This is a genomic window from Mesorhizobium sp. ArgA1 (genome assembly GCF_053714375.1).
Map to the genome: position 1 here is coordinate 166585 of NZ_JBSKBQ010000011.1, position 26102 is coordinate 192686.

At 64.2% G+C, this 26102-nt stretch carries 23 protein-coding genes; 10 read left to right on the forward strand and 13 right to left on the reverse strand.

Features of this window, described 5'->3' with window-relative positions; all coding sequences use genetic code 11:
• Positions 1-114 precede the first annotated feature (114 nt).
• From ACWGTI_RS22525 to exbB, 3 genes are read right to left on the reverse strand one after another with little or no spacing between them, the layout of a single operon-like run.
• On the reverse strand, positions 115-1086 hold the full coding sequence (locus ACWGTI_RS22525; RefSeq protein WP_454589137.1) for a TonB family protein: 972 nt from the start codon (positions 1084-1086) through the stop codon (positions 115-117).
• Entirely contained in the window at positions 1083-1547 is a 465-nt protein-coding gene (exbD, locus tag ACWGTI_RS22530) for a TonB system transport protein ExbD (RefSeq protein WP_454589138.1), read from the reverse strand. The genes ACWGTI_RS22525 and exbD overlap by 4 nt, the downstream gene beginning before the upstream one ends.
• A 6-nt stretch (positions 1548-1553) precedes the next feature.
• The gene (gene exbB, locus ACWGTI_RS22535) at positions 1554-2537 is read right to left on the reverse strand and encodes a tonB-system energizer ExbB (protein WP_454589139.1); all 984 of its coding nucleotides are present in this window, start codon (positions 2535-2537) and stop codon (positions 1554-1556) included.
• Between the two features lie 344 nt (positions 2538-2881).
• Between exbB and ACWGTI_RS22540 the strand changes: the two genes are divergently transcribed.
• Positions 2882-3550 carry a cysteine hydrolase family protein gene (locus ACWGTI_RS22540; RefSeq protein WP_454589162.1) on the forward strand — a complete coding sequence of 223 codons (669 nt, stop codon included), beginning with the start codon at positions 2882-2884 and terminating at the stop codon, positions 3548-3550.
• A 229-nt stretch (positions 3551-3779) separates the two neighbouring features.
• On the opposite strand, the gene ACWGTI_RS22545 is transcribed toward ACWGTI_RS22540, so the two are convergent.
• Positions 3780-4739 carry an LLM class flavin-dependent oxidoreductase gene (locus ACWGTI_RS22545; protein ID WP_454589140.1) on the reverse strand — a complete coding sequence of 320 codons (960 nt, stop codon included), beginning with the start codon at positions 4737-4739 and terminating at the stop codon, positions 3780-3782.
• Positions 4740-4904: 165 nt separating this feature from the next.
• Positions 4905-5060, reverse strand: a complete 156-nt coding sequence (locus ACWGTI_RS22550) for a hypothetical protein (protein ID WP_454589141.1) — start codon at positions 5058-5060, stop codon at positions 4905-4907.
• Between the two features lie 232 nt (positions 5061-5292).
• On the opposite strand from ACWGTI_RS22550, the gene ACWGTI_RS22555 reads away from it, so the two are divergent.
• Positions 5293-6060, forward strand: a complete 768-nt coding sequence (locus ACWGTI_RS22555; protein ID WP_454589142.1) for an SDR family NAD(P)-dependent oxidoreductase — start codon at positions 5293-5295, stop codon at positions 6058-6060.
• A gap of 206 nt (positions 6061-6266) precedes the next feature.
• On the opposite strand, the gene ACWGTI_RS22560 is transcribed toward ACWGTI_RS22555, so the two are convergent.
• From ACWGTI_RS22560 to ACWGTI_RS22595, 8 genes are all read right to left on the reverse strand, one after another.
• Complete coding sequence (locus ACWGTI_RS22560; protein WP_454589143.1) at positions 6267-7211, reverse strand: ABC transporter permease; 945 nt, start codon at positions 7209-7211, stop codon at positions 6267-6269.
• Entirely contained in the window at positions 7208-8263 is a 1056-nt protein-coding gene (locus tag ACWGTI_RS22565) for an ABC transporter permease (protein ID WP_454589144.1), read from the reverse strand. Before ACWGTI_RS22565 ends, ACWGTI_RS22560 begins: the two co-directional genes overlap by 4 nt.
• The gene (locus tag ACWGTI_RS22570) at positions 8263-9774 is read right to left on the reverse strand and encodes an ABC transporter ATP-binding protein (protein WP_454589145.1); all 1512 of its coding nucleotides are present in this window, start codon (positions 9772-9774) and stop codon (positions 8263-8265) included. The genes ACWGTI_RS22565 and ACWGTI_RS22570 overlap by 1 nt, the downstream gene beginning before the upstream one ends.
• Positions 9775-9951: 177 nt before the next feature.
• Entirely contained in the window at positions 9952-10977 is a 1026-nt protein-coding gene (locus ACWGTI_RS22575; protein WP_454589146.1) for a BMP family protein, read from the reverse strand.
• A gap of 108 nt (positions 10978-11085) precedes the next feature.
• Positions 11086-12033 carry an ABC transporter permease gene (locus ACWGTI_RS22580; protein ID WP_454589147.1) on the reverse strand — a complete coding sequence of 316 codons (948 nt, stop codon included), beginning with the start codon at positions 12031-12033 and terminating at the stop codon, positions 11086-11088.
• A gap of 2 nt (positions 12034-12035) precedes the next feature.
• Complete coding sequence (locus ACWGTI_RS22585) at positions 12036-12983, reverse strand: ABC transporter permease (protein WP_454589163.1); 948 nt, start codon at positions 12981-12983, stop codon at positions 12036-12038.
• A 31-nt stretch (positions 12984-13014) separates the two neighbouring features.
• The gene (locus ACWGTI_RS22590) at positions 13015-14484 is read right to left on the reverse strand and encodes an ATP-binding cassette domain-containing protein (RefSeq protein WP_454589148.1); all 1470 of its coding nucleotides are present in this window, start codon (positions 14482-14484) and stop codon (positions 13015-13017) included.
• Positions 14485-14530: 46 nt separating this feature from the next.
• The gene (locus ACWGTI_RS22595; protein ID WP_454589149.1) at positions 14531-15544 is read right to left on the reverse strand and encodes a substrate-binding domain-containing protein; all 1014 of its coding nucleotides are present in this window, start codon (positions 15542-15544) and stop codon (positions 14531-14533) included.
• Between the two features lie 204 nt (positions 15545-15748).
• Between ACWGTI_RS22595 and ACWGTI_RS22600 the strand changes: the two genes are divergently transcribed.
• From ACWGTI_RS22600 to ACWGTI_RS22635, 8 genes are all read left to right on the forward strand, one after another.
• Positions 15749-18151 carry a glucan 1,4-alpha-glucosidase gene (locus ACWGTI_RS22600; protein WP_454589150.1) on the forward strand — a complete coding sequence of 801 codons (2403 nt, stop codon included), beginning with the start codon at positions 15749-15751 and terminating at the stop codon, positions 18149-18151.
• A gap of 61 nt (positions 18152-18212) precedes the next feature.
• Positions 18213-19226 carry a phosphogluconate dehydrogenase (NAD(+)-dependent, decarboxylating) gene (gene gnd / locus ACWGTI_RS22605; RefSeq protein WP_454589151.1) on the forward strand — a complete coding sequence of 338 codons (1014 nt, stop codon included), beginning with the start codon at positions 18213-18215 and terminating at the stop codon, positions 19224-19226.
• Positions 19227-19248: 22 nt separating this feature from the next.
• A complete protein-coding gene (gene zwf / locus ACWGTI_RS22610; protein ID WP_454589152.1) occupies positions 19249-20622 on the forward strand; it encodes a glucose-6-phosphate dehydrogenase in 1374 nt (457 codons plus the stop codon).
• A 154-nt stretch (positions 20623-20776) separates the two neighbouring features.
• A complete protein-coding gene (locus ACWGTI_RS22615) occupies positions 20777-21484 on the forward strand; it encodes an ROK family protein (protein ID WP_454589153.1) in 708 nt (235 codons plus the stop codon).
• A gap of 211 nt (positions 21485-21695) precedes the next feature.
• Positions 21696-22163, forward strand: coding sequence for a MucR family transcriptional regulator (locus tag ACWGTI_RS22620; RefSeq protein ID WP_454589154.1), 468 nt, complete (start codon positions 21696-21698; stop codon positions 22161-22163).
• A 244-nt stretch (positions 22164-22407) separates the two neighbouring features.
• A complete protein-coding gene (locus ACWGTI_RS22625) occupies positions 22408-23508 on the forward strand; it encodes an aminotransferase class I/II-fold pyridoxal phosphate-dependent enzyme (protein WP_454589155.1) in 1101 nt (366 codons plus the stop codon).
• A gap of 159 nt (positions 23509-23667) precedes the next feature.
• Positions 23668-24909: an MFS transporter gene (locus tag ACWGTI_RS22630; RefSeq protein WP_454589156.1), complete on the forward strand. Its 1242-nt coding sequence runs from the start codon at positions 23668-23670 to the stop codon at positions 24907-24909.
• 420 nt (positions 24910-25329) lie between these two features.
• A complete protein-coding gene (locus ACWGTI_RS22635) occupies positions 25330-26004 on the forward strand; it encodes a peroxiredoxin-like family protein (RefSeq protein ID WP_454589157.1) in 675 nt (224 codons plus the stop codon).
• Positions 26005-26102 lie beyond the last annotated feature (98 nt).

A 26102-nucleotide genomic window follows, 5' to 3' on the forward strand; every position in this document is an offset into this window, starting at 1 on the left:
GAGCTCTTGTCCAGATTGGCTGCGGAACTTGATCGGTAATCGGCCTGGTGTGGGTTGGAGAAGACCTAGTCTCGCACACCGCCAACTCCAGCGAGATCATGACGGCAACGGATCCTAATCCCTCAAACTGAACACGATCGGCGCAACCACGGCGCCGACCTTGTCGGGCGGCGGCGTCGGCACCGTGGCGCCTTGCAGGACGCTGAGCGCGGCGCGGTCGAGGTCCGCGTCGCCCGAGGAGCGCGCCAGGCGGGCGGAGGTCACCCTGCCTGAGGCGTCGACGACGAAGCTGACATTGACGGTGCCTTCGGCCCCCCTCGGCCTCGCCGTGCTTGGATAGTGGGTGCGCCGCTTGATCCATGACCGCAGCGAGGCACTCCACCTGTTGGCGTCGCCGGATCGCGAGCCTGTTTGCGACGCCTTCGGCGTAGTTGCTTTGGCAGCCGGCTTTGCATCGACGCTGGCCGTCATCACCGCCTTCGCCCGCGCCGCCTTTTCCTTCTTGTCCTTCTTCGGGCGCTGTCCAGGTTTTTCGACCGGCTTCTTCGCCATCCCGGCGGTCCTTTCCTCCACCGGATTGTCATCTTTCGGCTTTGGCTGCGGCAGCGGGATGATCACGTCCGGCGCCACGGTCTGGACGATCTCGGGCACAACCTCGTCCAACGGCGGCTGTTCGAGTTGTTCGGTCATCTCGGCCGGAGCGGTCTCGTCTGGCAGCACGGTTTCCGGCTTTTCGGCGACGGGCTCGGCCTGATCGGCCTCGGCTTCGGGTGCGGGCTCCACAACGGGCTTGGGCGCGGGTTCTATATCAGCTTCGGTCTCCTCGACCTGGTTCGGCGGCTCCGGCGTCACCACGTCGGGCATCGAATCCTCCTGCACCGCCGGCGCGAGAGGCGACAGCTCGATCGCCATCGCTGGCGGCGGCCCGCCATCGGTCTCGTTGGCCAAGCAGAAGCTCTGCACGGCATAGGCGATGACCACATGCGCGCCGACGGCGAGCACGGCCGCAGCCGTCCACAAACCGATCTCGCGCGCGCCAGTGCGCGGCGGATCGGCCATGGTAACGGCGGCAGCCAGATGCGTCATGGGGCGGCGCCTGGTTGCGGGGGCGGCGGCGCGGCATCCGCCGGCACCGTCTCCAGTCCGACCAGCGCGATCTTCAGGTAGCCGGTGCCGCGCAGGAGATTCATCACCTCCATCAACTCGCCATAGCCGACCGCCTTGTCGGCGCGCAGGAAGATGCGGGTCTGCTTGTCGCCCTTTGTCTTGCCGTCGAGCACAGCCGCAAAGGCTTGGCGGGGAACGCTGTCATTGCCGATCGCCAGCGTCAGATCGTCCTTCAACGTCAGGAACAACGGCGTTTCCGGCCGCGGCGCCGGCGTCGCGGTCGAACCCGGCAGGTCGACATTGACGTCGACCGTCGCCAAAGGCGCCGCGACCATGAAGATGATCAGCAGCACCAAGATGACATCGATGAACGGCGTCACGTTGATCTCGTGGTTTTCCTCGAGATCGCCGTCGATAGTCTCGCGAATTCTAGCCGCCATGGCCCATCACTCCGCCGCCAGCGCTGCCGCCTGGGGCACCGTGCGGAAATCGAGATCGCGGCTGACCAGCCGTTCGACGCCGGCGGAGGCATCGGCGAGGATCTGCCGGTAGCCGGATATGGAGCGCGCAAAGACGTTGTAGATGACGACGGCGGGTATGGCCGCGACCAGCCCCATCGCGGTCGCCAGCAGCGCCTCGGCGATGCCGGGCGCGACGACGGCAAGATTGGTGGTCTGCGCCTGCGAGATGCCGATGAAGGCGTTCATGATGCCCCAGACGGTGCCGAACAGGCCCACAAAGGGCGCAGTCGAGCCGATCGTCGCCAGCACGCCGGTGCCGCGCGACATGCGCCGGGCCGCCGCCGCCTCGATCCGCGACAGGCGCGACGTCACGCGTTCCTTCAGCCCGTCGCCGGTCACGTGGTCGAGCGCGCCGGCCGAAAGCGCGGCCTCTTCCTCGGCCGCCTGCACCAGGAGCGCGCCGGGGGCACCACTGTTGCCAAGCGCGCGCCCGGCCTGTCGCAGCGTCGCGGCATTGCCGATGGCGCGCGCCGCGCGCCGCGCGCCGAGCTTGCCGAACAGGATTTCCAGCGACTTGGCCAACCACACCGTCCAGGTGACGAGGGAGGCGAAGGCTAGCCCGATCATCACCGCCTTGACGATGATGTCGGCGGCCATGAACATGCCCCACGGCGACAGATCGTGCGGCAGGGCCAACGAAATGGCGGAAGGCTCGGCCTGCGCGGGCGCACCGGGCTCGGTGGTCGGCAGTGGCGCGGCCGGCGCGACTTGCCCGGCGGCTGGTGGCACGACAGGCGCAGTCGGTGCCGCCTGTTCCTCCGCCGCTGGCGGCGAGGCCGGCGCCGGCTGGGCGGTTGCGGCCGGTTCCGTTGTCACCCGAGGTTGGGTGGCCGGCTGCTCTTGCGCAGCAACGCTGCCGGCCGACAGCATGATCGCGGCCAGTGCCGTCAACAAACCATTTCTGGACACGCTTCGTCCTCGCTTCATCATTGCATGCAACCGATGGGGCTGGCCGGTGACGGGATCGCAAATACCCCCATCTCGACCCGAAAAGCCCAGCCACGGATTCTGGCTTTGTCTCAAACGCGGCACAGCCTCTGGAAAGCAATTCGGGCGGTGTCCCCCTCGCTTGACTATAAAACATGAGTTTGCGAGTCAACAAACAAGACGGCTTTTTTGGCTAGCGGTCGTTGGCGCGATGTCTCAACCGGCACATCGTCTGGCGTCGGTCTACCTGGCGTCGTCACACGGAGGGATGGACGGCGGCGGTGCTGCTGGGCCACGATGCTGGGCAGCAACTGAGGCATGCGGCGATGATCAAGGCGACACCGTTCGATTTCCCCTATGACGGCCGGTTGGTGCCTGCAAACACCGCGCTGCTGGTCATCGACCTGCAGGAGGATTTCCTGTCGCCGACAGGCTATTTCGCCAGGAAGGGTTATGACCCCGCGCCGCTGCGCGCCATCCTGCCGACCGTCAACCGGCTGATCGCGGCCGCGCGGTCGGCCGGCCTTACCATCATCCACACCAGACAAGGCTACCGGGGCGACATGGCCGACATGACGCCTTATGAGCAATGGCGCCGCAGGCGGGCGGGCCTCGAAGGCACCGACATGCTGCTGCGCTCCGGCCCCGGCTTCCAGATCGTCGCCGATATCGACGTGGCGCCGCACGACATCATCATCGACAAGACCTGCAACAGCGCCTTTACCTACACCGATTTAGAGCTGGTGCTGCGGGCGCGAGGCATCACCCATCTGATGTTTTCCGGCTGCACGACCGACGTCTGCGTCCACACCACGCTGCGTGAGGCCTGCGACCGCAATTTCCAGTGCCTGACGATCAGCGATGCGTGTGCGAGCGGCGACCAATATGCGCATGAAGCAGCGCTGCATATGGTAACGGTGGAGGACGGCGTTTTCGGCGCGCTGGCGGAGTCGGGTGCTGTGCTGGAGGCGTTGGCGCGGTTGTCGGCCCGCTAAATATCAAGGCTGGAGGGACAGCACCCCCTCTGGCCTGCCGGCCATCTCCCCCGCAAGGAGGGAGATTACGCGCTCAGCCGCTTTCGCCAATCTCCTAAGTTTGAAGGACAAGCGACACTTCGAAACTGCCAATCTCCCCCCTTGCGGGGGAGATGTCCGGCAGGACAGAGGGGGGTGTGAAGAATCGCTAGCCGGCGTCTTTTCATTGCCTCGTCGGGGCCCTGTGGACTCACCCCCCCGCGCGCACCTCCGCACCACCTCGCGCCGCAAACGCGCCTGGCTGCGGCACTTCTGCCTCGCGGCGCGCCAGCGAGTTGCGCAAGAGCGCGATCGTCTCGCGGCCGATGCTGGCAATCTCCCTCGGCCTGTCGACGCCGACGATCATGAATTCGCCGATGCCCAGCGCCGCATAAGGCAACAGCGACAGGGCGATCTGCGCCGGCGGTCCGGAAAGCTCGATCGCCTTGTGGCCAGCCGCAGACGCATCGCCTTCCGGGCGGATACGAACTGGAAGCGCAAAACGCAGCCTGCCGGCGCGGCCATGTTCGGCGGCGGCGCTGCGCGCCCGCTCCATCAATTGGCGGATCTCGTCCAGCGAACCCGGCGACAGTTCGAAGACGTCGGCATGGCGGCCGGCGACCTTGAGCGCGGTGCCGGACTGGCCACCCATGCGGATGGTCACACCGACGCCATGCGGTCTCTTGCGAGGCACGTAGCCGCCCTTGATGCTGTAGAAGGCGCCTTCATGGTCGAACGGCCGGTCGTTCGACCACAGCCGCTTCAGCAGCACCAGATATTCGTCGATGCGCTGCCAGACCACCGTGTGGCCGACCGGGCGCGTTTCGGCATCGTCGTCATCCAGCGGCTCGCTCAGCATCCTCAGCGACAGCCGGCCGCCGCTCCTGGCGTCGAGCGCCGCCAGCTGCCGCGCCGCAACCGCGGGAGCTATCACGCCGGCCCAATGCGTCAGCACCACTTCCAGCGCCGCGGTGCGGTCCAGCGCCTGGGCGGCAATGTCCATATTGGTCAGCAGACCAGCCGGGTCGTCGACGACGATCTTCTGGAAACCGGAATCCTCGATCAGCGACAGCTTTGTCGCCGTCTCGACGAAATCATAGAAGAAAGATACGGCCGAGCCGGCGTCGTCGGCATGCGTTTTACCGGGAACATGCGTGAACTCGATCGGCATTGCCATCTCCTCCATCACGTTGGATGCATGTCGCCTGAAAGCGGGCCCGGTTTTGGGACAACGACATGCGCAAAAACAAAGCGTCCGCGCCAAAGCGCATCCGCGTTCGGTTCTTCAACTCCGGTTACCTGAAGGCGTTAGGTCGCCACCCTTTCGGCCTGATGCTCAGGGAATAAGGCCGAGCACGACTGCCCCGGTGAACACGAACGCAAGGGCAAAGACGAGATAGGCGAAAGCGCCTGCATAGGCCGGGCGGAAACTCGGGGTATTGGCCAGCCTCTGGCTGGTGCGATCCGTCTCGGTGTTCTGGATATAGGACATATCGACCTCCGTCTTGTGGATTAATCTATAAAATCAGTAGACTTTGTCGAGTGCTATTTTTTGGCGATATGTGGAACAATTTTCTCAAATGATGCAAAAAGTTGGTTCAGCTTTGCTATGCGGCGGACATTGGCGACAACCCGCAGGTCGGCTTGGCCGGCGTTCGCATCGGGGATAGCATCGTCATTCCAACGTCGAAGCCGGGCATTGATCGGGAATGGGAGAAGAAACTATGGGTGGAAGACTGGCCGGCAAGGTCGCCATCATATCGGGTGGCGCGACGGGTATGGGCGGGGCGGCGTCGGAGCTGTTTGCGGCCGAAGGCGCCAAGGTGGCGATCATCGACCGCAATGGCGAGGCGGCTGCCGCGACAGCAGCCGCGATACGCTCACGAGGGCACGTGGCCGAGCATTTCGTCGCCGATGTCTCCGATGAAGCGCAGGTAGAGGCGGCAGTCAAAGGAGCGACCGAAAAACTCGGGCCTATCACCGTTCTGTTCAACCATGCCGGCACCATCGTGATAAAGCCGTTTCTGGAGACGACAGCGCAGGAATGGGACTGGCTGCATGCCGTCAATGTCCGCTCGATGTTCCTGATGACCCGCGCCGTGCTGCCCGGCATGATCGCCGCCGGTGGCGGTTCGATCGTCTGCACCTCATCGATCTCGGCGGTTGCGGCGACGCCGATGGAGGTGCTCTACGACACCACCAAAGGCGCCTGCCATATGTTCGCGCGGGCGATCGCCGTCGAGTTCCGCGACCGCAACATCCGCTGCAACGCCGTCTGCCCCGGCTTCATCCGCACACCGCATGGCCTGCGCGAGGTGGCCGATCTCGGCAAACTCGGGGTCGATGTGTCCGACGCCGCGCTGGCCGCCCAGCAGGGTCGCATCGGTGAGCCGGAAGAGGTGGCGAAGGCAGCGCTGTATCTCGCCAGCGATGAGTCGAGCTTCGTCAACGGCGCGCATCTGTTCGTGGACAACGGCTTTACGGCGATGTGAGGCCAGCTTGGCGCCCTTCCTCTCCCCCGTCGATCGGGGAGAGGTGTCGAGCGCAGCTCGACGGAGTGGGGGTCGACCACTGGCGCGGTGCAGGAAGATTAATGCGCATCCGTTGGCAACGGTTGCCAGGTGGTTCCCCCACTCCGTCGCGGCTTCGCCGCGCCACCTCTCCCCCCTCCGGAGGGAGAGGAAAGGCGCCAAGTCGTCTACCGCTCTTCCCGTCGGAACGGCTTCAGCAGCGCCGACGGCGCCACCGCATTGCGCGACATCACCGCCATCGCCACGATGGTGAAGATAAAAGGCAGCATCAGGAACGCTTCGTAAGGGATGTGCCCGAGGCCGCTTGCCTGCATGCGCAGTTGCAGGGCGTCGACAAAGGCGAACAAAAGGGCCGCACCGGCCGAACGCCATGGGTCCCAGCGGCCGAACACGACCAGGGCGATCGCCACCCAGCCACGGCCCGACACGACGCCGAAGGTGAAAGCGTTGAATTGCGCCATCGACAGGAAGGCGCCGGCCAGCCCCATCAAGGCACCGCCGAGGATGACCGCCTGGAAGCGCGTGGCAATGACGCTGACGCCGGCGGAGTCGGCGGCGCGCGGGTTCTCGCCGACCATGCGCACGGACAGTCCCCAGGGCGTACGGTAGAGCACGAAAGCGGCGAGCGGGATGGCCATGATTGCCATGTAGACCAGCGCAAACTGGTTGAACACGGCGGGGCCGAGCACCGGTATGTCCGAGAGCAGCGGGATCGGCAGGGTGGCGAATCCCTTGATGCTCGGTGGCACCGATTGCTGGCCGAAAATCAGCCGGTAGAGGAAATAGGCGAGACCCGACGAGAACAAAGTGACGCCGATGCCGCAGACATGCTGGCTCAAGCCCAGCGCCACGGTGAACAGCGCATGCAGCGCCCCCATCAGCATGCCGGCCAGCACCGCCGCCAATATGCCGAGCCATAGGCTGCCGCTGAGGCTGGCGGCGGTGAAGCCGGTCATCGCGCAGAGCAGCATGATGCCTTCGATGCCGAGATTGAGCACGCCGGCCCGCTCGGAGAACATTTCGCCCAGCGTGGCAAAGGCGAGCGGCGTGGCGATGCGGATGATGGCGGCAAGGAAGCCGACTTGAAAAATCTGTTCGAACACCGCGTTCATGATGCGGCTCCGACGCGTCGGATGCGATAGGCTGTGAACAGCAGCGCCACCAGCATGGCCAGCAGCGCCGTGCCCTGGATGACATCGCTGAGGAAGGCCGGAACGCCGGTGGCGCGCGACATCGCCTCGGCGCCGGTCATTACGGCAGCCAGGAAGACCGCCGCCGGCACGACGCCGAGCGGGTTGAGCCTGGCCAGCATGGCAACGACGATGCCGGAATAGCCGTAACCCGGCGAGATGTCGCTCATCACCTGGAAATGCACGCCGCCGACCTCGCCGACGCCAGCCAAGCCCGCCAGCGCGCCGGAAAGCAGGGCGGTCGAGATCAGCACCCGTTCGACATGGATGCCGCCATAGCGGGCGGCTTCCGGGCTTTCTCCGGTGACCCGGATGCGGAAGCCGAGCGTGGTGCGCACGATCAGGAACCAGATCAGGGGCGCTGCGATCAGTGCCGCGACGACGCCGAGATGCAGGCGCGTGCCTTCCAGCAGCACCGGGAAGTTCGCCGAATCCTCGATCGGCGGCGAGATCGGATAACCGCTGAAATTGTCCTTCCACGGCCCTTCGATCAGCGCCATCAGCGCGTAGTAGATGACTGAGTTGAGCAGCAGCGAACTGACGACGTCATCGACCTTGAATTTGACCCGCAGCGTCGCGGGCACCAGCGCCACCACGGCACCGGCCGCAGCGCCCGCCAGCGCCATCAACAGGATCGCGAGCGCGCCCGGCATCGGGATGGCGCCGACGAAGCAGCTGGCGACCGCGCCGGCCAGCAATTGCCCTTCGGCGCCGATATTCCAGAATTTGGCCCGGAAGGCGACGGCGACCGCCAGCCCGGTGAAGATCATCGGGGCCGCGCGCACCAGTGTTTCGGTGATGGCGTAGCTGTCGCCGAACGAGGCCGACAGCATCACGCCGTAGGCTTCGAGCACACCGGCTCCGGCCAATGCGATCAGGCCGCTGCACAGGACCAGCGTGGCCGCGATCGCCAAAATCGGCAGCGCCAGATTGAGCCAGGCGGGGGTCGAGGTCCGGACTTCCAGGCGCAACATCAACTATGGCCCTCGGCCCCGGTCATCAGCAGCCCCAGCCGTGCAATGGTCGCATTGGCGCTGTCCAGCGTGCCGGCGATGCGGCCCTCATACATCACCGCGATGCGGTCGCAGAGCACAAGCAGCTCTTCCAGATCCTCGCCGATGACGACGATGCCGCAGCCCCTGGCGCGCATGTCGAGGAACTTTTCGTGGATGAAACGGGCCGCACCGATGTCGAGGCCGCGTGTCGGCTGCGAGACGATCAGCACCTTCGGGTCGAAGGCCAGCTCGCGCGCCAGGAGCGCCTTCTGCAGATTGCCACCCGACAACGCGCCGGCGCGCGTCATTGGCCCGGGGCATCTGATATCATAGGCCCTGATCTGCTCCTCGGCGAAAGCGCGGATCGCGTCGGGCTTGAGCAGGCCCTTGCTGCTGAACGCCGCGGTGCTGATACGCGGCAGCACCATGGAATCGGCGAGCGGCAAATTGGTCACCAGCCCCGTCGTCATGCGGTCTTCCGGGATGCGGCCGAGGCCGAGCGCCTGCACTTCGCGCGGCGAGAACCTAGTCACTGTTTTGCCGGCTATTGTCATCGAGCCTGCGTCCGGCACCCGTGTACCGGAAATCACCTCGGCCAGTGCGCGCTGGCCATTGCCGGAGACGCCGGCAATGCCGAGGATTTCGCCGGCGCGAACGGCAAGCGAGATATCGCGCAGCGGCGTGCCCGAGTGCCGCGAGGTGGAGATGCCGGCCAGCGTCAGCACATCAGCGCCCGGCGTCGACGGACCTCTCGCCGGCGGCACGATCTCATGGCCGCACATCAGCTCAGCCATTGCAGCCGACGTCGTGTTGGCGGGGTCATCGACCCGGCCTGCAACGCGGCCATGCCGCAGCACGGTGCAGCGATGCGTCAGCGCCCGCACCTCGTTCAGCTTGTGCGAGATGAAGATAATGCCGAGCCCCTGTGCCGCCATAGAACGCAGCGCCGAAAACAGCCCATCGACCTCGCTTGGCGCCAGCACCGCGGTCGGCTCGTCGAGGATCAACAGCCTGGCGCCGCGAAACAGCGCCTTGACAATTTCAAGCCGCTGCTGCTCGCCGACCGACAGCGCCGAGACCGGCAAATCGGGGTCGAGTGTCAGTCCATGCTGGCGGCTTATGTCGGACAACCGGGCAAGTCCGCCCGCGCGGTCGATGCGGCCGGATTTGCCGGGAATGCCGATCAGCAGGTTTTCCAGCACCGTCAGCCGCGGCGCCAGATGAAAATGCTGGTGTACCATGCCGATGCCGGCAGCTAGCGCATCGGCTGAACTGGTGATCCGTACCGGCTTGCCCTGGATCAGAATCTCACCGGCATCCGGCGCATAGGCGCCGAACAGCACGTTCATCAATGTCGTCTTGCCGGCGCCATTTTCGCCGAGCAGCCCGAGGATTTCGCCGGGCGCGACGCTGAGATCGACCGCCTCGTTCGCCTTGACGGCGCCGAAGCTCTTGGTGATGCCGCGCATTTCAATGAGAGGGGCGGACAAGGGTACTCCTGGCGCTGATAACCCTCCCCCTTGAGGGGAGGGTGCCGAGCGAAGCGAGGCGGGAGGGGTCGCCTCAACTGCCTCAACCTATGACCTAACAAGATGGAGTACTTCACGGCGGACCCCACCCGGCCCTGCGGGCCACCCTCCCCTCAAGGGGGAGGGGTTACCCCGCGCCTAATCCGAAACCGGCGTGTTCTCGTCGACATCCACGCGGAAATTGCCTTCCAGGATCTCCTTCTTCTTCTTTTCGACCAGATCCTTCACCTCGGCCGGCAGCGTCTTGTCGAATTTGTGGTAGGGCGCCAGGAACGAACCGCCCTTGGCCATGCGCGAGAAATCGCCATAGTCCTGCGCGGTGAAGACGCCCGCCTTGACCAGCTTGATCGCCTGCTCGACCGTCGGATACATGTCCCAGACCGGGCCGGTGATGACCGTGTCGGGGCCGAGGCTGGACTGGTCGGACATATTGGAGATTGCGAGGATCTTCTTGTCCACCGCCGCCTCGATGACGCCGAAGCGCTCGGCATAGATGACGTCGACGCCGGCATCGATCTGGGCGACAGCCGCTTCCTTCGCCTTTGGCGGATCGAAGAACGAGCCGATGAAGGCGACCTTCTTCTTGATGTTCGGATTGACCTCCTTGGCGCCGGCAAAGAAGGCATTGACCAGCCGGTTCACTTCGGGAATGCCCATCGCCGCGACCGCGCCGATCGTGCCCGATTTCGACATCTTGCCGGCGATCATGCCGGAGAGATAGGCGGGCTCGTGGATCCAGTTGTCGAAGACGCCGAAATTGGGGTCGGCAGGCCCGGCGCCGGAGCCGAACAGCCAGGCGGTCTTCGGGAACTGCTTGGCTGTCTTGCGCGATTCACGCTCGGCGGCGAAGGCGTCGCCCAGCACCAGCTGGTAGCCGCCTTGCGCATATTCGCGCATGACGCGGCTGAAATCGGCGGTCTGCACCTTTTCCGACCATTTGTATTCGATGCCGAGTTCCTTCTCGGCCTTCTGCAGGGCGACGTGGATCTGGTTGTCCCACGGCTCCTCGATCGGCGTGGCGAAGATCGCCGCCACCTTCAGCTTCTTGTCCTTGGCTAACGCTGCGCCCGGCAACATGGCGGCAGCCAGGCCGAGTGCGCCGAGTTCCAGCACGTCGCGCCGCGACAGGCCGGTCGATTGCGATTTGTTTTTGCGGTTTTCCATCTAGTGCCCCTCTGTTTGACAGCCGTGTCGAGCCGGCTGTTCTGAAATCAGACGCGGAACTATGGAACGGGTGCGGACTTTTGTCCACATGGTCAAATTTGGCGCGATTTATCGCAGGGCCTTCTCGCCACCGGCCAAAGTGATGACACCGACGATGATCAGTCCGGTCAGCAAGAGGCGCACGCCGGCGCTGACGCCGAATGTGTTGAGCATCGTCAAGAGCAGCACCAGAAACAGGGCCGCGCCCCAGACGCCGGGAACATTGGCCTTGCCGCCGGCGACCGAGGTGCCACCGATGACGACGACGGCGATCGAGGCCAGCAGATACTCGTTGCCGATGTCGACATTGGCGCCGCGGAAATAGCCGGCAAGCAGCGCGCCATCGAGACCGCCCAGCGTGCCCGACAGCGTGTAGGTGAGGAAGCGGATGCGGCCGACATTGACGCCGGCCAGCCACGCGGCGCGGATGTTCTGGCCGATCGCCAGCACCGAGCGGCCATAGATCATACGCTGCAGCGCTATCGCCGCGCCTATGGTGAACAGCACGGTCAGGATCGCCAGCACCGGAATGCCCAGCACCTGCCAATTGGCAAAATCGGCAAAGCCCGGCGGTGGTTTGATCTGCAGGCCGCGTCCATAGCTGATGTCGATCGACTGGATGATGAAGCTGGCCGACAGCGTGGCGATGATTGGCGGAATCCTGAGCGCCCAGATCAGCAGATAGTTCACGGCGCCGATCGCCGCACCGCAGGCGAGCGCGGCGATCAGACCGACCACGATCATGGAATCGCTGCCATCCATCACCTTCATGGCGACGGCGCTGGCGAGCCCGATATTGGCCGGCAGCGACAGGTCGACATTGCCGGGGCCGAGCGTGATGACGAACATCTGGCCGACGCCGACGATGACGGTGAAAACGGCGAGCGACAGTGCGGCCGTGACCATGCCGCCGGCGCCATAGCCGCCGGTGAAGGCGATGGTCGCCAGCCAGACCAGCAACGCGCCGAGGAAGGACCAGATCCAGGGTTTGGCGGCTAGCGATTTCACCAGCGTCATCGCTACCTCTCCCTGCGGCTGATCAGGACGCGGGCCGCCAGCACGATGATCAGGATGGCGCCGTTGGCCGCGACCTGCCAGTCCGGCGGAATGTGCATGAAGGTGAGCAGCGGCGACGCCGCGAGCGCCAGCGTCAGTGCGCCGAGCACGGCGCCTATCGGCGACACCCGGCCGCCGACGAACTCGCCGCCGCCGAGAATGACGCCGGCAATCGCCAGCAGTGTATAGCCGTTGCCGATATTGGCATCGGCCGAAGTGGTCATGCCGATCAGCGCCATGCCAGACAGCACGCCGAAGAGGCCGGTCAGTGCAAACAGCACGATCTTGGTCCGGAGCAGCGACCAGCCAGCGCGCCGAAGTGCGGCCGGATTGCCACCGGAGCCGCGCAGGATGACGCCATAGGAAGTCCGCATCAGGCCGAAATGCACCGCCGCCGCGATCACCAGCGCGGCGATGATCGGGAACGGAATGAAGGGCGGCTTGAAGGACATCAGCGCCAGCAGCCAGTCCGGCGCCTTGCCGCCGGGTTTCGGCAGGACCAGGATGGCCAGTCCCTGCCAGACGAAGCTCATGCCCAGCGTCACCACGATCGACGGCAGGTTGCGCAGATGGATCAGGGCCCCGAGCACCGCATAGACGCCGATGGACCCCAGGAGGATAGCCACGCCGATCAGTGGCGCATCCTTCAGCCATGTCGCGGTGACGCAGCCGACGAAACCGACAAAGGTGCCGATCGACAGATCGAGCTCATTGCCGGCTATGACGAACATCTGCGCGATCGTCGCCAGCGCGATCGGGATCGCCAGGTTCAGCATCAGGCTGAAGCCGAAATAGGAGATGGCGCGCGGGTTGAGCCAGGCGATGGCGAGCAGCACCAGGGCCAGCGACAAAGCCGGCAACAGGCTGCGCAGCAGGCGCGCGCGGGCGGCGCTGCTGCGCGGCGAGGACATTGGGGTCGTGCCGGGAGCGATTGCCGTCATCTCAGGCCGCGTCGCCGAATGAGGACTGGATGATCTTTTCCTCCGTCAGCTCGTCGCGTGTGAGATTGGCGACGATGCGGCCGTTCTTGAAGACGTGGATGTGGTCGCAATTGTCGAGCTCTTCGGTCTCGGTTGTGTACCAGAGGAAGGTCCGGCCCTTGGCCGCTTCCTCGCGCACGAGGTCGTAGACCTCGAGCTTGGTGCCTATGTCGACGCCGCGCATCGGGTCGTCCATCAGCACGATCTCGGCATCCGAGCCGAGCGCGCGGGCAAACAGCGCCTTCTGCTGGTTGCCGCCAGACAGCGAAAAGATGTTGTTGGTCATATCTGGTGTGCGGATGCCGATCTTCTGCTTCCAGAATTCGGCGAGTTCAGCCTCGCGCAGCGGCGAGATCAGCAGCCCTTTGCGCAACCGCGCCAGTGAGCGGATGCCGATATTTTCCGCAATAGACCATTGCGGAAAGATGCCGTCCGACTGGCGGTCGCCGGCCACCAGCGCCACCGGCGCGGTCACCTCTATGCCCGCCCTGGCGCGGGCCGCGGCGGCAAAGATCGCCAGCAGCAGATCGGTCTGGCCATGGCCGGCGAGCCCTGCAAGGCCGATGATTTCACCGGCACGTGCAACGAGCTCTTTGCCATCCTCTTGCCGCGCCGGCCGTGCCCGCACCCTGAGCGGGCCGGCCGCTGGCCTGGCGGCGGCGATCTCCGCCGCAATTTTCTCCCGCGCTTCCGCGCCACCCATCGTCGCGACCAGCCGGTCGCGGTCGAACGCCTTTGCCGCATCGGCGGCGACGACCTTGCCGTCGCGCATCACCACAATGCGGTCGGCATTTTGCAGCACCTCGCCCAGCACATGCGAGATCAGGATGCAGCTGCCGCCGGCGGCGACGAAGCGGCGCACGAAGGCCAGCAACTGGCCCGCCGTATGCGCATCGAGCGAGGAAGTCGGCTCGTCGAGGATGACAAGGTCCAGCGGATCGCGTGTCACCGTGAAGGCGCGCGCCACCTCGACCATCTGCCGCCGGCCGATGGACAGGTCGCCGGCAATGTCATCCGCAGAAATGCCATGATCCGGAAAGATTTCGTCCAGCTTGGCGGCGATCAGAGCGGCTGCCTTGCGCCACCAGCCGAAGCCGGTCAGCGCCGGATGATTGATGCGCGTATTCTCGGCGATGCTGAGGTTCGGGCAGAGCGACAGCTCCTGGAACACGCAGCGTATGCCGAGCGTGAGCGCCCGCGCCACCGAGTAGTCGGTTTCCGCATTGCCGCGCACCGCGATCTGGCCGCCATCGGGCCGCAGCGTGCCGGCCACCATATGCATCAGCGTCGACTTGCCGGCGCCGTTATGGCCGACCAGCCCGACGCATTCACCGGCGCCGGCATGAAAGTCGACGCCGTTAAGCGCCCGAACGGCGCCGAAATGTTTTTCGGCGCCGTTCAGTCTGATGATGTCGGTATTCGCCTTGAGCATGCTCAACGATATCCGGTTGGCGATGCGGACGGCAACCGGCCTGCGATCACTTGATGTTGGCTTTGATCGCCGCGATGGCGTCTTCCTGGCTATATTCGTGGGTGGCGACGCCGCCCTCCTTGATCTTCGGCAACTCGGCCTCGAAATCGTCCTGGGTGAAGGCCAGATACGGCACCAGCAGGTCATGCGGGATATCGGTGCGGCCGTCGAGTACCTGTTGCGCCACCCAGAAGGCCAGCGACGAGACGCCGGGCGCGATCGACGCCGACCAGGTCTGGTAGCCGTCCTTGTCCTTCTGCTCCTTCCACCACTTCAGCTCGTCTTGGCGGTTGCCCATGATGATGGTCGGGCGGGGCTTGCCGGCGGCGGCGAAGGCCTGTGCGGCGCCATAACCGTCACCGCCCTGGTCGACGATGCCGACGATGTCGGGCAGCGACGGCAGGATGGTCGCGACAGCCTTCTGCGCCGTGGTCTGGTCCCAGTCGCCGGTGACCGAGCCGACGATCTTGAACTCGGGATGAGCGGCAACGCCTTCGAGGATGCCGGCATGGATGGCATCGTCGATCGAGGTGCCGGCCAGGCCGCGAATCTCAAGCAGATTGCCGCCCTTGGGCTGGAACTTGGCCATCTGCTCGACTTCCTGCTTGCCCATGTCCTTGAAGTCGACGACGACGCGGTAGGCGCAGGGTTCGGTCACGGTGCCGTCGAAGGAGACGACGACGATCCCGGCATCGCAAGCCTGCTTGATGGCGCCGTTCAGCGCATCCGGCGACGCCGCGTTGATGACTATGGCGTCATAGCCCTGCAGGATCAGGTTCTGCACCTGCGCTGCCTGGGTCGGCACTTCCTTGTCGGCGGTGGTGAAGATATCGGCCGCGCCGACGATCTTGTCCTCGACCGCCTTCTTGGTGACGATGCCGTAGCTGTCGAGCATCGCCTGGCGCCACGAATTGCCGGCGTAATTGTTGGAGAAGGCGATCTTCTTGCCGCTGGTGTCGGCCAGCGCCGTGCCCGAGGCGAGCATTGCCGCCAGAGCGCTCAAGACGAGTAGTTTCTTCATGCTGTAGTTCCTCCCATGGTTGTCGGCCCCGCCGACTGCTTCTGATGGTTTTGGCATTCGCGCCCTGTTTTTTATCTATTGTCAGACAAATTCAGATGGCTCCACTTGTCAACTGCGGTCGGTACCGGTTTCACGATCAACTTGCGGTGCGGCGATTGAAAAGCGCTTGCATGCTGGTCTAGGGAAGGGTCCAGGAGACCACGCATGGCAGCGACGCCGACCCTAGCCGAAGGCGCGCCCGGAATTCCGGCGCGCTGGACGTCGAGCGCCAAGAGCGGCGCTGGCGCAGCGCTTTCGCCGGCGAGCCGTGTCTGGTTCACGCTCAGTCACGGCATTGTCAACGAGGTCTACTATCCCGGCCTCGACAGCGCCTGCACGCGCGACATGGGGCTGCTGGTCACCGGCCCCAACGGCTGGTTCTCCGAGGAGAAGCGCGACGCCACGCACACCATCGAGCCGTTCGAGCATGGCGTGCCCGCCTACCGGCTGATCAATGCGACGGCGCGCTACCGGATCGAGAAGCGCATCCTGGCCGATCCGGCACGCCCGGCCCTGCTGCAGGAAACCAGTTTTACGGCGCTCGAGGGTAATGCCGCCGACTACCGGGTCTACGCGCTTTTGGCGCCGCATCTGGTCAATGCCGGCATGGGTAACACCGCCTGGGTCGGCGAGCACGAGGGCAAGCGGATGCTGTTCGCCTCCGGGCGCGGTACTTTCCTGGCGCTTGCCTCATCGCTGCCCTGGGGTGACTGCTCCGCAGGCTATGTCGGCTTTTCCGACGGCTGGCAGCAGCTCAGCCGCGACGGCCGGCTCGATCCAGCCGGCCAACGCGCCGAAGACGGCAATGTCGCGCTGACCGGCGAGATCGGCTTTTCCTCAGGCAGCGGCACGGCCTTGCTGGCGCTCGGCTTTGGCGCGACGCCAGACGAAGCCGCCGAAAACGCCACCGCCAGCTTGAAGCGCGGTTTTGAGCCGGCGGCAAAGACCTATGTCGCGAAATGGCGGAAATGGCAGGACAGCCTGCTTCAGCTCGACCGCCATGATGCTTCCGGCCTCGACAGCTACCGTGTCAGCACCGCGGTGCTGGCGACGCACCTGTCTCTGGCCAGGCCTGGTGCTGCCGTCGCCAGCCTGTCGATCCCGTGGGGGGCGAGCAAGGGCGACGACGACCTCGGCGGCTATCATTTGGTCTGGCCGCGCGACCTCGTCGAAACAGCGGGCGGCTTTCTGGCTGCCGGCGATCCGAGCCAGGCGCTGGAGATTCTCGCCTATCTTCGCTCCATCCAGCAGCCGGACGGCCATTGGCCGCAGAATGTGTGGCTCGACGGCTCGACCTATTGGCCTGGCATCCAGATGGACGAATGCGCCTTCCCGCTGCTGCTTGCCGATGCGCTGCACCGCGCCGGCCATCTGCCGCGCGCCAAACTCGCCGCCTTCATGCCGATGATCGAGAAGGCGGCGTCCTATGTCGTGCGCAACGGCCCCGTTACCGGCGAGGATCGCTGGGAAGAGGATGCCGGCTACAGCCCGTTTACGCTTGCCGTCGAGATCTCGGCTCTGCTTGGCGCCGCCGATCTGTTTGCGGTTTCAGGAAAATCGGAGCCGGCTAATTATCTGCGCGAGATCGCCGATTGCTGGAACGACCAGATCGAGCGCTGGACCTATGTCAGCGATACGCCGGAGTGCCGGCAAGCCAGCGTCGACGGCTACTATGTCCGCATCGCACCGGCCGACGATGCCGGTGCTGCCTCGCCGAAGGACGGTTTCGTGCCGATCAAGAACCGGCCGCCAGGCGATACCGACAAGCCCGCCGAGGCGATCGTCAGCCCGGACGCGCTGGCGTTGGTCCGCTTTGGCCTCAGAGCCGCGGATGATCCGCGCATCGTCGACACGGTCAAGGTCATCGATGCGCAATTGCGCTGTGACCTGCCGCAAGGACCTCTCTGGTACCGTTACACCGACGACGGGTATGGCGAACACGCCGACGGCGCGCCCTTCGACGGAACCGGCCAGGGCCGTCCCTGGCCACTGCTCGCCGGTGAGCGCGCCCACTACGAACTGGCCGCCGGAAACAAGGACAAGGCGGAAAGCCTGCTGAAAACCTTCGAGGCGTCGGCCGGTCAAGGCGGGTTGATGCCGGAACAGGTCTGGGACAGCGCCGACATCCCGGAGCGCGAATTGTGGCTGGGCAAGCCATCGGGCAGCGCCATGCCGCTGGTCTGGGCGCATTCCGAACACATCAAGCTGTTGCGTTCTCTGCGCGACGGTGTCGTCTTCGACATGCCGCCGCAAGGCGTCAAACGCTACATCAAGGACAAGACGGTCTCGCCTTTCAGAGCATGGCGCTTCAACAACAAGATCCGCTCGATCCCCGAAGGCAAGAGGCTGCGCGTCGAGTTGGCGGCGCGCGGCGTGGTGCATTGGAGCAGCGACAAATGGCTGACGGTGCGCGACGACCGCACCGCCGAAAACGCTTTCGGCATGCATCTGGTCGACCTCGACGTAACCATGTTGCGACCGGGAAGCACGATCGTCTTCACTTTTTTCTGGCCTGACACCAGCCGTTGGGTGAATGTCGACTTCACGGTCGATATCGAGGCCCAATGATCGAGATGACAGGTCAGTAGATTCCTCAAGCGATTTTTCCTCCAGCGACTAGGACAACACCATGCAGATCGGAATGATGGGACTGGGCAGGATGGGCGCCAACATGGTGCGCCGCCTTATGCGCGACGGCCATGAATGCGTCGTCTACGACATCAACCCGGCAAGCGTTGCCGGCCTGGTCGCCGACGGCGCCATAGGTGCTGCCTCGATGGAGGAGTTCATCGGCAAACTGTCCAAGCCACGCAGCGCCTGGCTGATGCTGCCGGCGGCGATCACCGGCAAGATCGCCGACCAGGTGGCGGCGCTGATGGAACCCGGCGACATCATCATCGACGGCGGCAATTCCTACTATCACGACGCTGTCGACCAGGCGGCCGAACTCGCCTCCAAGGGCCTGCACTATGTCGACGTCGGCACCAGCGGCGGCGTCTGGGGCCTGGAGCGCGGCTATTGCCTGATGATCGGCGGCCCCGACGTGGCGGTGAAACATCTCGATCCGATCTTCGCCACACTGGCGCCCGGCGCCGATGCCGGCGCCACGCCGGACACGGCCGCCGGGACAGCACCGTTCGGTTATCTGCATTGCGGGCCCAGCGGCGCCGGCCATTTCGTCAAGATGATCCACAATGGCATCGAATACGGTGTCATGGCCGCCTATGCCGAAGGCATGAACATCCTGAAGTCGGCCAATGCCGGCAAAAGGCAGCGCACGGCAGATGCCGAGACCAGCCCGCTGGAAAACCCGCAATACTACCAGTTCGACATCGACTTGGCCGCCGTGGCCGAGGTTTGGCGCCATGGCAGCGTCATCGGCTCCTGGCTGCTCGACCTGACCGCCGGCGCACTGAAGAGTGATCCGGCATTGGCTCAGTTTGGCGGCCGCGTCTCGGATTCCGGCGAAGGACGCTGGACGCTGAAGGCGGCGATCGACACCGGCGTGCCGGCGCCGGTGCTGTCCTCGGCGCTGTTCGATCGCTTCTCCTCGCAGGGCGAATCCGAATTCTCCGACAAGCTGCTGTCGGCCATGCGCTATGCCTTTGGCGGCCATGTCGAAAAGCCGAAGGCCGGCAAGTGAAGGCGACAGGGGAGACGCACGCATGAGCCAGGAACGGTCCGACACGCTGGTGCTCTTCGGTGCCACAGGCGACCTCGCCCACAAGAAGATATTTCCGGCCCTCTACCAGATGGTCGCCAAGGGGACGCTGACCGAGCCGGTGATCGGCGTCGCCTTCGACGCCTGGGAAATCAAGCAATTGCAGGCGCGCGCCCGCGACGGCATCGTCAATGCCGTCGGCAAGATCGACGAAAAGATCTTCGCCAAATTCGCCAATCTGCTGCGCTATGTCAGCGGCGACTATCGCGACGGCGCGACCTTCGAGAAGCTGAAGACCGCGCTCGGCCCGGCGCAGCGGCCGCTGCACTATATGGCCGTGCCGCCGACCATGTTCGAGACCGTGGTCCAGGGGCTGGAACAGTCCGGCACCGCGCATGGCGCGCGGCTGATGGTGGAAAAGCCGTTCGGCCACGATCTGCAGTCGGCGCGCTGGCTGAACCGGGTGCTGCATCTGGTATTCGACGAGCAGTCGATCTTCCGCATCGACCACTATCTCGGCAAGGAAGCGATCCAGAACCTGCTCTATTTCCGCTTCGCCAATTCCTTCCTCGAGCCGATCTGGAACCGCAATTTCGTCGAAAGCGTGCAGATCACCATGGCCGAGGATTTCGGCATCGAGGGTCGCGGCAAGTTCTATGACGATGTCGGCGCTATCCGCGACGTGATCGAAAACCATCTGCTCAACATCCTGCTTCTGCTCGCCATGGAGCCGCCGGTCGGCCGCTCGGCCGACGATCTGATCGACGAGAAGGTACAGGTGCTGCGCGCCATCCGCACGCTGACCAAGGAAGACGTCGTGCGCGGCCAGTTTACCGGCTATCTCGCCGAACCCGGTGTGAAGCCGAATTCGCCGGTCGAGACCTTTGCCGCGGTGCGCTTCATGGTCGACACCTGGCGCTGGCAGGACGTGCCATTCTTCATCCGCGCCGGCAAGAACATGCCGGTGCATGTGACCGAAGTGATCGTGCGGATGAAGCGGCCGCCGCTCGACGTCTTCGATCCGATCAAGCCGGGCGACGCCAACTATGTGCGCTTCCGTATCGATCCGCAGGTGGCGATCTCGATCGGTGCGCAGCGCAAGGCCCCCGGCGACGACATGGTCGGCGAGCAGGTCGAACTCACCGCGCTCGACGACTCGAAGGGCGACATGCCGCCCTATGAGCGGCTGATCGGCGATGCCATGAACGGCAATGGCCAACTGTTCACCCGCCAGGACGCCAGCGAACTGGCCTGGCGCATCGTCGGCCCGGTGCTTGGCGACACCACGCCGCCGCACGTCTACGAGCCGAAGACCTGGGGGCCTGCCGACGCCATGGCCAGCTTCGGCCCGCCGAACGGCTGGATCAATCCGACCTAGAGCCGGATGATTTCAGGTCGTATCGACCTGAAATCTGAATCCGGCTCTACAACAATGAGATAGACCACGATGTCTGGACAAACGGTTCCCGTTTGTCCGAGAAAACCGCTTCCACACTTTTCGGCATCATGCTCAAGTGAGCGGAGGAAACGACATGGCCAAGGCAGCCAAGCCCGTGAAGGCCGAGGCCGAACCGGTCGTGCTGACGATCGATGTCGGCGGCTCGCATGTAAAAATCCTCACCAGCGCCGGCGGCGAGCCGCGCCGCGCCGATTCCGGACCGGATCTGACGCCGCAGCAGATGGTTGCCACGGTGAAGACGCTTGCCGAGGGACTGGCCTATGATGTGATCTCGATGGGCTATCCCGGCCCTGTCAGGAACAACAGGCCGTCGCTCGATCCCGCCAATCTCGGCAAGGGCTGGGATGGTTATGACTTCGCAGCCGCCTTCGGCAAGCCGGTCAAGGTCGTCAACGATGCGCTGCTGCAGGCGATCGGCAGCTACGATCGCGGACGCATGCTGTTCCTCGGCCTCGGCACTGGCCTGGGTGCTGCCATGATCCTCGACAATGTCGGCCAGCCGATGGAACTGGCGCATCTGCCCTACCGCAAGGGCCGCAGTTTCGAGGACTATGTCGGCGAGCGCGGCCTGGAGAAATACGGCAAGAAGAAATGGCGCAAATACGTCTTCGACGTGGTCGACCGGCTGCGTGCGGCCCTGCAGCCGGACTACATCGTCATCGGCGGCGGCAACGTGGACAAGCTTGATGAATTGCCCGCCAAATCCAGGCGCGGCGACAATACGCGCGCTTTCGAGGGCGGCTTTCGACTATGGCGCGACGGAGCGCTGATCGTCCGATAGTATTAAGATTCAGTATAGTCGTTCAAAATGACGTGTGACGTGATACGAAGTCATTGCGTTACGCAGATTTGGCGATTAGATCGGTTGCACCGGATGGAATCATCTGGCGCAACCGTACAAACGCGGCAAAACAAATGACTAGAGCGAATTTCCGGCTCCGCTGGGACAGCTCTGGGAGTTTTCGCCACCCCCCTAGCGACGGAGAGATAAATTGGCCGACGACAGCAACGACTCTGACAAGGACATCGACCTGCTCGAGCTAACCGCCCATATCGTGTCCGCTTACGTCGAGAAGAACCGCTTGCCCGTTGCCGGCCTGAGCGATCTCATCGCCAGCGTTGCGGCGTCGATCGGCGGGCTCAGCCAGCCGCCGGCTCCGGTGGCGCCGCCGCAGGTCCCAGCCGTCAATCCCAAGCGGTCGGTGACGGCGGACTACATCATCTGCCTCGAAGACGGCAAGAAGTTCAAATCGCTGAAGCGCCATCTCGGCGTCCACTTCAACCTGACGCCGGAAGCCTACCGTACCAAATGGGGCTTGCCGGCCGACTATCCGATGGTCGCCCCCAACTATGCCGCGTCGCGCTCCGAGCTCGCCAAGTCGATCGGCCTCGGCCGCAAGGCCGCGCCCGCGCCCGCTCCGGCCAAGGCCAAGGGTCGCAAGGCCAAGGTCCCGGCCTGATCATCAGTTGGTCGGCGCTGAGCCAACAGTTTGGACTTCTGGAACAGAAGCCTGGCGGCGAATGAGCTAGAACATGATGCCGAAAAGTGTGAAGCGGTTTTTCGGACGACATCATGCTCTCTCTTTGATTTAAGAGACGGATTCAGATTTCAGGTCGAACAGACCTGAAATCATCCGGCTCTTGGCAGGCTTCGGGCTTTTATGGCTTGTACCTCTGAAATGTCAGGACTTTGGGGGAGTGGCCATGAACTACGCCAGAATGGTGATCGAGAAAGAGGCGCCGGAGGAATACGGTTACGACCGCATCCGCTACAACCTCTCCGAGAGCTCGATCGCCGACCAGAAACTCTCCGACATCGGCCTGTCGCTTCCCGATCTTACCCTGTTCTATGGTGAGCATCGCGGCGACAAGGATTTGCGGGCGCTGATCGCGGTGCAGGATTCCGGCATTTCGCCTGACGACGTCCTGGTCACCGCAGGTGCGGCCGGCGCCCTGTTCATCATCTCGACCTCGCTTCTGTCCGAGCGCGACCATCTCGTCGTCGTCCGCCCGAACTATGCCACCAACATCGAGACCCCCAAGGCGATCGGCTGCGCCATCTCCTATGTCGACCTCGACTTCGACAAAGGTTTTGCCGTCGATGTCGGCAGCGTCGCGGCAAGCATGCAACCGAACACGAAGCTGATCAGCGTCACCTGCCCGCACAACCCGACCGGCACAATGATGGACCGGGCCGATCTCGATGCGCTGATTGCGCTGGCCGAAGCGAGCGACTGCCACCTGCTGGTCGACGAAACCTATCGCGATCTGTCCTACGGAACGCGCCTGCCGGCGGCCGCCTCGCTAAGCCCCAAGGCCATCAGTGTCTCGTCGCTGTCGAAGGCCTTCGGTATTCCCGGCATCCGCATCGGCTGGCTGATCACCAGGGATGCCGACCTTCAGGAGCGCTTCCTCGCCGCCAAGGAGCAGATCGGCATTTGCGGCAGCGTCATCGACGAAGGCATTGCGCGCGGCATGCTGGAGCGCCGCGACGCTTTCCTGTCCGCGCTTTTGCCCGAAATGGCGAAGCGCCGCGACATCGTCCAGGCGTGGATCGACCGCGAACCCCTGGTCGACTGGGTGCGACCGCAAGGCGGCGTCGTCGGCTTTCCCCGCCTGAATGTCGGCGCCGATTTCGACCTCGACCGCTTCTACGTCAACCTGCCGGAAATCCACGGCACCTATGTCGGGCCCGGCCACTGGTTCGATATGCCGAAGCGCTTTTTCCGCATCGGTTTCGGCTGGCCGAAAGAGGCGGAATTGCAGGGCGGTCTCGACGCCATCTCCGCCGCATTGCGACAGTAACTCCGCGTGCGGTCGGACGAGCCCGGCGAAAAAACCTTGATCCAAGGCCCATTATAACGCATACGCGCCCCGAACTTTGATAAGTCTCATTGGCCGGAACAGCGCCCATTTCTGGGAAGTGCCCCGTCGGCGAATGCCAAAGCAAACGGGGCTATATCCATGACGTCCCATTCCCAGACATCGCCCGACCAGCGCTACGCCGCTTTCCGCCATCGCTCCTTCCTGAGCTACTGGGCGGCGCGGTTCCTGACCACCTTCGCCACCATGATCGTGTCCGTCGCCGTCGGCTGGCAGATCTATGATCTGACCCGCGATCCCTTCGATCTCGGCATTGTCGGTATCGTCCAGTTCCTGCCGTCGCTGCTGCTGGTGCTGGTCACCGGCGTCGTCGCCGACCGTTTCGGCCGCCGCCTCATCATGGCGCTGGCGACGGTGATCGAGGCGGGCTGTGCGCTCGTTCTCCTGTTCCTGACCTTGCGCGGCCTCGGCAGTCCGCTGCCGATCTTCATTGTGCTGGCTCTATTCGGAATGACGCGCGCCTTTTACGGGCCGGCCTCTTCTTCGCTGTTCGCCAATCTGGTGCCGCCGGAGGATTTCGGCAATGCGATCGCCTGGAACTCGTCCGCCTGGCAGATGGCAACCATCGTCGGCCCGGTCGCCGGCGGCCTGCTCTATGGCGTCTCGGCCGAAGCAGCATATGCCGTCGCCTCCTTGCTGATGTTGGTGGCCGGTTTGCTGATCTTCACCATTCCCAAGCCCGCCCAGCAAAGTGCTACCGACAAGCCGACCATGGAAACGCTGTTTGCCGGCTTCCGTTACATCTGGAGTGAGAAGATCGTGCTCGGCGCCATCTCGCTCGACCTCTTCGCCGTGCTTCTGTCGGGCGCCTCGGCGCTGCTGCCGGTCTATGCCCGCGACATTCTGGAGCTCGGCCCCTGGGGGCTCGGCCTGCTCCGCTCGGCGCCCGGCATCGGCGCCGTCTGCGTTGCGGTCTGGCTTGCCGGACATCCGCTGCGTGACAATGCCGGCAAGATCATGCTCGGCTTCGTGGCTGGGTTTGGCGCCTTCACCGTGCTGTTCGGCGTCTCCACCATCACCTGGCTGTCGATCCTGGCCCTTGCCGGCCTCGGCGCCACCGACATGTTCAGCGTCTACATCAGGGAGACGCTGATCCAGCTGTGGACGCCGGATGAGGTCCGCGGCCGCGTCAACGCCGTCAACCAGGTCTTCGTCGGCGCCTCCAACGAAGTCGGCGAGTTCCGCGCCGGCACCATGGCGGCGCTGATTGGCACCGTGCCGGCCGTCGTGATCGGTGGCGTCGGCGCGATTGCCGTCGCCGGACTGTGGGCGGTGCTGTTTCCGCAACTGCGCAAGGTGCGGCATCTCAACAGCCGCAACTGATCGAGCGCCGGATCCGAGCCGCCGGATCCGACGCCCAGGCCAATCAGCTTGCGCCGGCTGTGATGGCGCCGTTTGCTGACGGACAGGTTTGCGCTCGAATGACCGGGAAGCTGCCCTTCAGAAGCGACCCATAGCCGCCATTCCCGCGATACAAAAGCTGTTGCAAGCTGGACAGCAGTTGCATCGTTGCGGAACGCGTACGGAAGCATAATCTTTGTGGGATCGTCTGCCCGAGAAGGTGCGGTGTTCGCGGGGCGCCATCTAGTGTAAAAGCGGTTCCCTCCGTGCTATGAATGGACCGTCGACGCCGTCCTAGGCCGACCGCCATTTCAGCAGACCCAAGGACGTATGTGCCGCAACATGGGCTCAAGCCACCCGCCCGCACATCTGTTGTCGATTGGCCCGCGAGGAGGGATCAGCATGTCAGAACGTCTCGACATAGGCCCGCTGCAACTTGGCGAAACGGCGCCCAATTTCGTGCTCGACGCGATCACTCGCGAGGGCAAGATAGCTATCGACGATTTCCGCGGCGAGAAGCCAGTGCTGGTCGGATTGTATCGAGGTCTCCATTGTCCTTTTTGCAGGCGTCATATCGCAACGGTTTCGCTGCTCACACCAGCCCTTAACGCAAAGGGCATCGAAACCCTGACGGTGGTGAACACGCCCATCGAACGGGCACGCCTTTATCTCCGTTATCATCCGATGCCGGCTCTGCTCGCGGCGTCTGATCCTGAGCGGGCTTCACACCGCGCTTTTGGGCTCCCCAATATGCAGATCACCGAGGGCGAGAGCGCATGGCCGCACAAGGTCTCAATGAGCGATGTGAAGGCTATGCGGCTCAATGTGCCGGGCGAAATGCCTGAGCCGATGGATCCGTTTGCCACGCTCGAATATCTGAACAAAATAGACAATTACGATATCGCTGAAGCGGACCAGCAAATGATGGCGACCGGCGTGGGCCAGCTCATGGGCCAGTTCCTGCTCGACCGCAACGGCGTCGTTCGCTGGACGTTCTCCGAGGTTTTCGATGGCGGCTTGGGCGCCCACCCGAACTCTGAGGCGATGATGTCGGTCGCGTCGCAAATCGGAAGGTAAGGAGCAGCTTCGGTAGGGGGGCTAGAGCTTGATGAGATTAGTTTTGGTCATATCCTGAGTTTTGGAAATAGTGTGAGCACTCTGTGGGTGTGACGCGG

Coding starts and splice junctions, on each gene's coding strand:
- ACWGTI_RS22525 (WP_454589137.1), bottom strand. CDS start 1,086: ATGACGCATCTGGCTGCCGCCGTTACCATGGCCGATCCGCCGCGCACT.
- exbD (WP_454589138.1), bottom strand. CDS start 1,547: ATGGCGGCTAGAATTCGCGAGACTATCGACGGCGATCTCGAGGAAAAC.
- ACWGTI_RS22540 (WP_454589162.1), top strand. CDS start 2,882: ATGATCAAGGCGACACCGTTCGATTTCCCCTATGACGGCCGGTTGGTG.
- ACWGTI_RS22545 (WP_454589140.1), bottom strand. CDS start 4,739: ATGCCGATCGAGTTCACGCATGTTCCCGGTAAAACGCATGCCGACGAC.
- ACWGTI_RS22550 (WP_454589141.1), bottom strand. CDS start 5,060: ATGTCCTATATCCAGAACACCGAGACGGATCGCACCAGCCAGAGGCTG.
- ACWGTI_RS22555 (WP_454589142.1), top strand. CDS start 5,293: ATGGGTGGAAGACTGGCCGGCAAGGTCGCCATCATATCGGGTGGCGCG.
- ACWGTI_RS22560 (WP_454589143.1), bottom strand. CDS start 7,211: ATGAACGCGGTGTTCGAACAGATTTTTCAAGTCGGCTTCCTTGCCGCC.
- ACWGTI_RS22565 (WP_454589144.1), bottom strand. CDS start 8,263: ATGTTGCGCCTGGAAGTCCGGACCTCGACCCCCGCCTGGCTCAATCTG.
- ACWGTI_RS22575 (WP_454589146.1), bottom strand. CDS start 10,977: ATGGAAAACCGCAAAAACAAATCGCAATCGACCGGCCTGTCGCGGCGC.
- ACWGTI_RS22580 (WP_454589147.1), bottom strand. CDS start 12,033: ATGACGCTGGTGAAATCGCTAGCCGCCAAACCCTGGATCTGGTCCTTC.
- ACWGTI_RS22585 (WP_454589163.1), bottom strand. CDS start 12,983: ATGTCCTCGCCGCGCAGCAGCGCCGCCCGCGCGCGCCTGCTGCGCAGC.
- ACWGTI_RS22590 (WP_454589148.1), bottom strand. CDS start 14,484: ATGCTCAAGGCGAATACCGACATCATCAGACTGAACGGCGCCGAAAAA.
- ACWGTI_RS22595 (WP_454589149.1), bottom strand. CDS start 15,544: ATGAAGAAACTACTCGTCTTGAGCGCTCTGGCGGCAATGCTCGCCTCG.
- ACWGTI_RS22600 (WP_454589150.1), top strand. CDS start 15,749: ATGGCAGCGACGCCGACCCTAGCCGAAGGCGCGCCCGGAATTCCGGCG.
- gnd (WP_454589151.1), top strand. CDS start 18,213: ATGCAGATCGGAATGATGGGACTGGGCAGGATGGGCGCCAACATGGTG.
- zwf (WP_454589152.1), top strand. CDS start 19,249: ATGAGCCAGGAACGGTCCGACACGCTGGTGCTCTTCGGTGCCACAGGC.
- ACWGTI_RS22615 (WP_454589153.1), top strand. CDS start 20,777: ATGGCCAAGGCAGCCAAGCCCGTGAAGGCCGAGGCCGAACCGGTCGTG.
- ACWGTI_RS22625 (WP_454589155.1), top strand. CDS start 22,408: ATGAACTACGCCAGAATGGTGATCGAGAAAGAGGCGCCGGAGGAATAC.
- ACWGTI_RS22630 (WP_454589156.1), top strand. CDS start 23,668: ATGACGTCCCATTCCCAGACATCGCCCGACCAGCGCTACGCCGCTTTC.
- ACWGTI_RS22635 (WP_454589157.1), top strand. CDS start 25,330: ATGTCAGAACGTCTCGACATAGGCCCGCTGCAACTTGGCGAAACGGCG.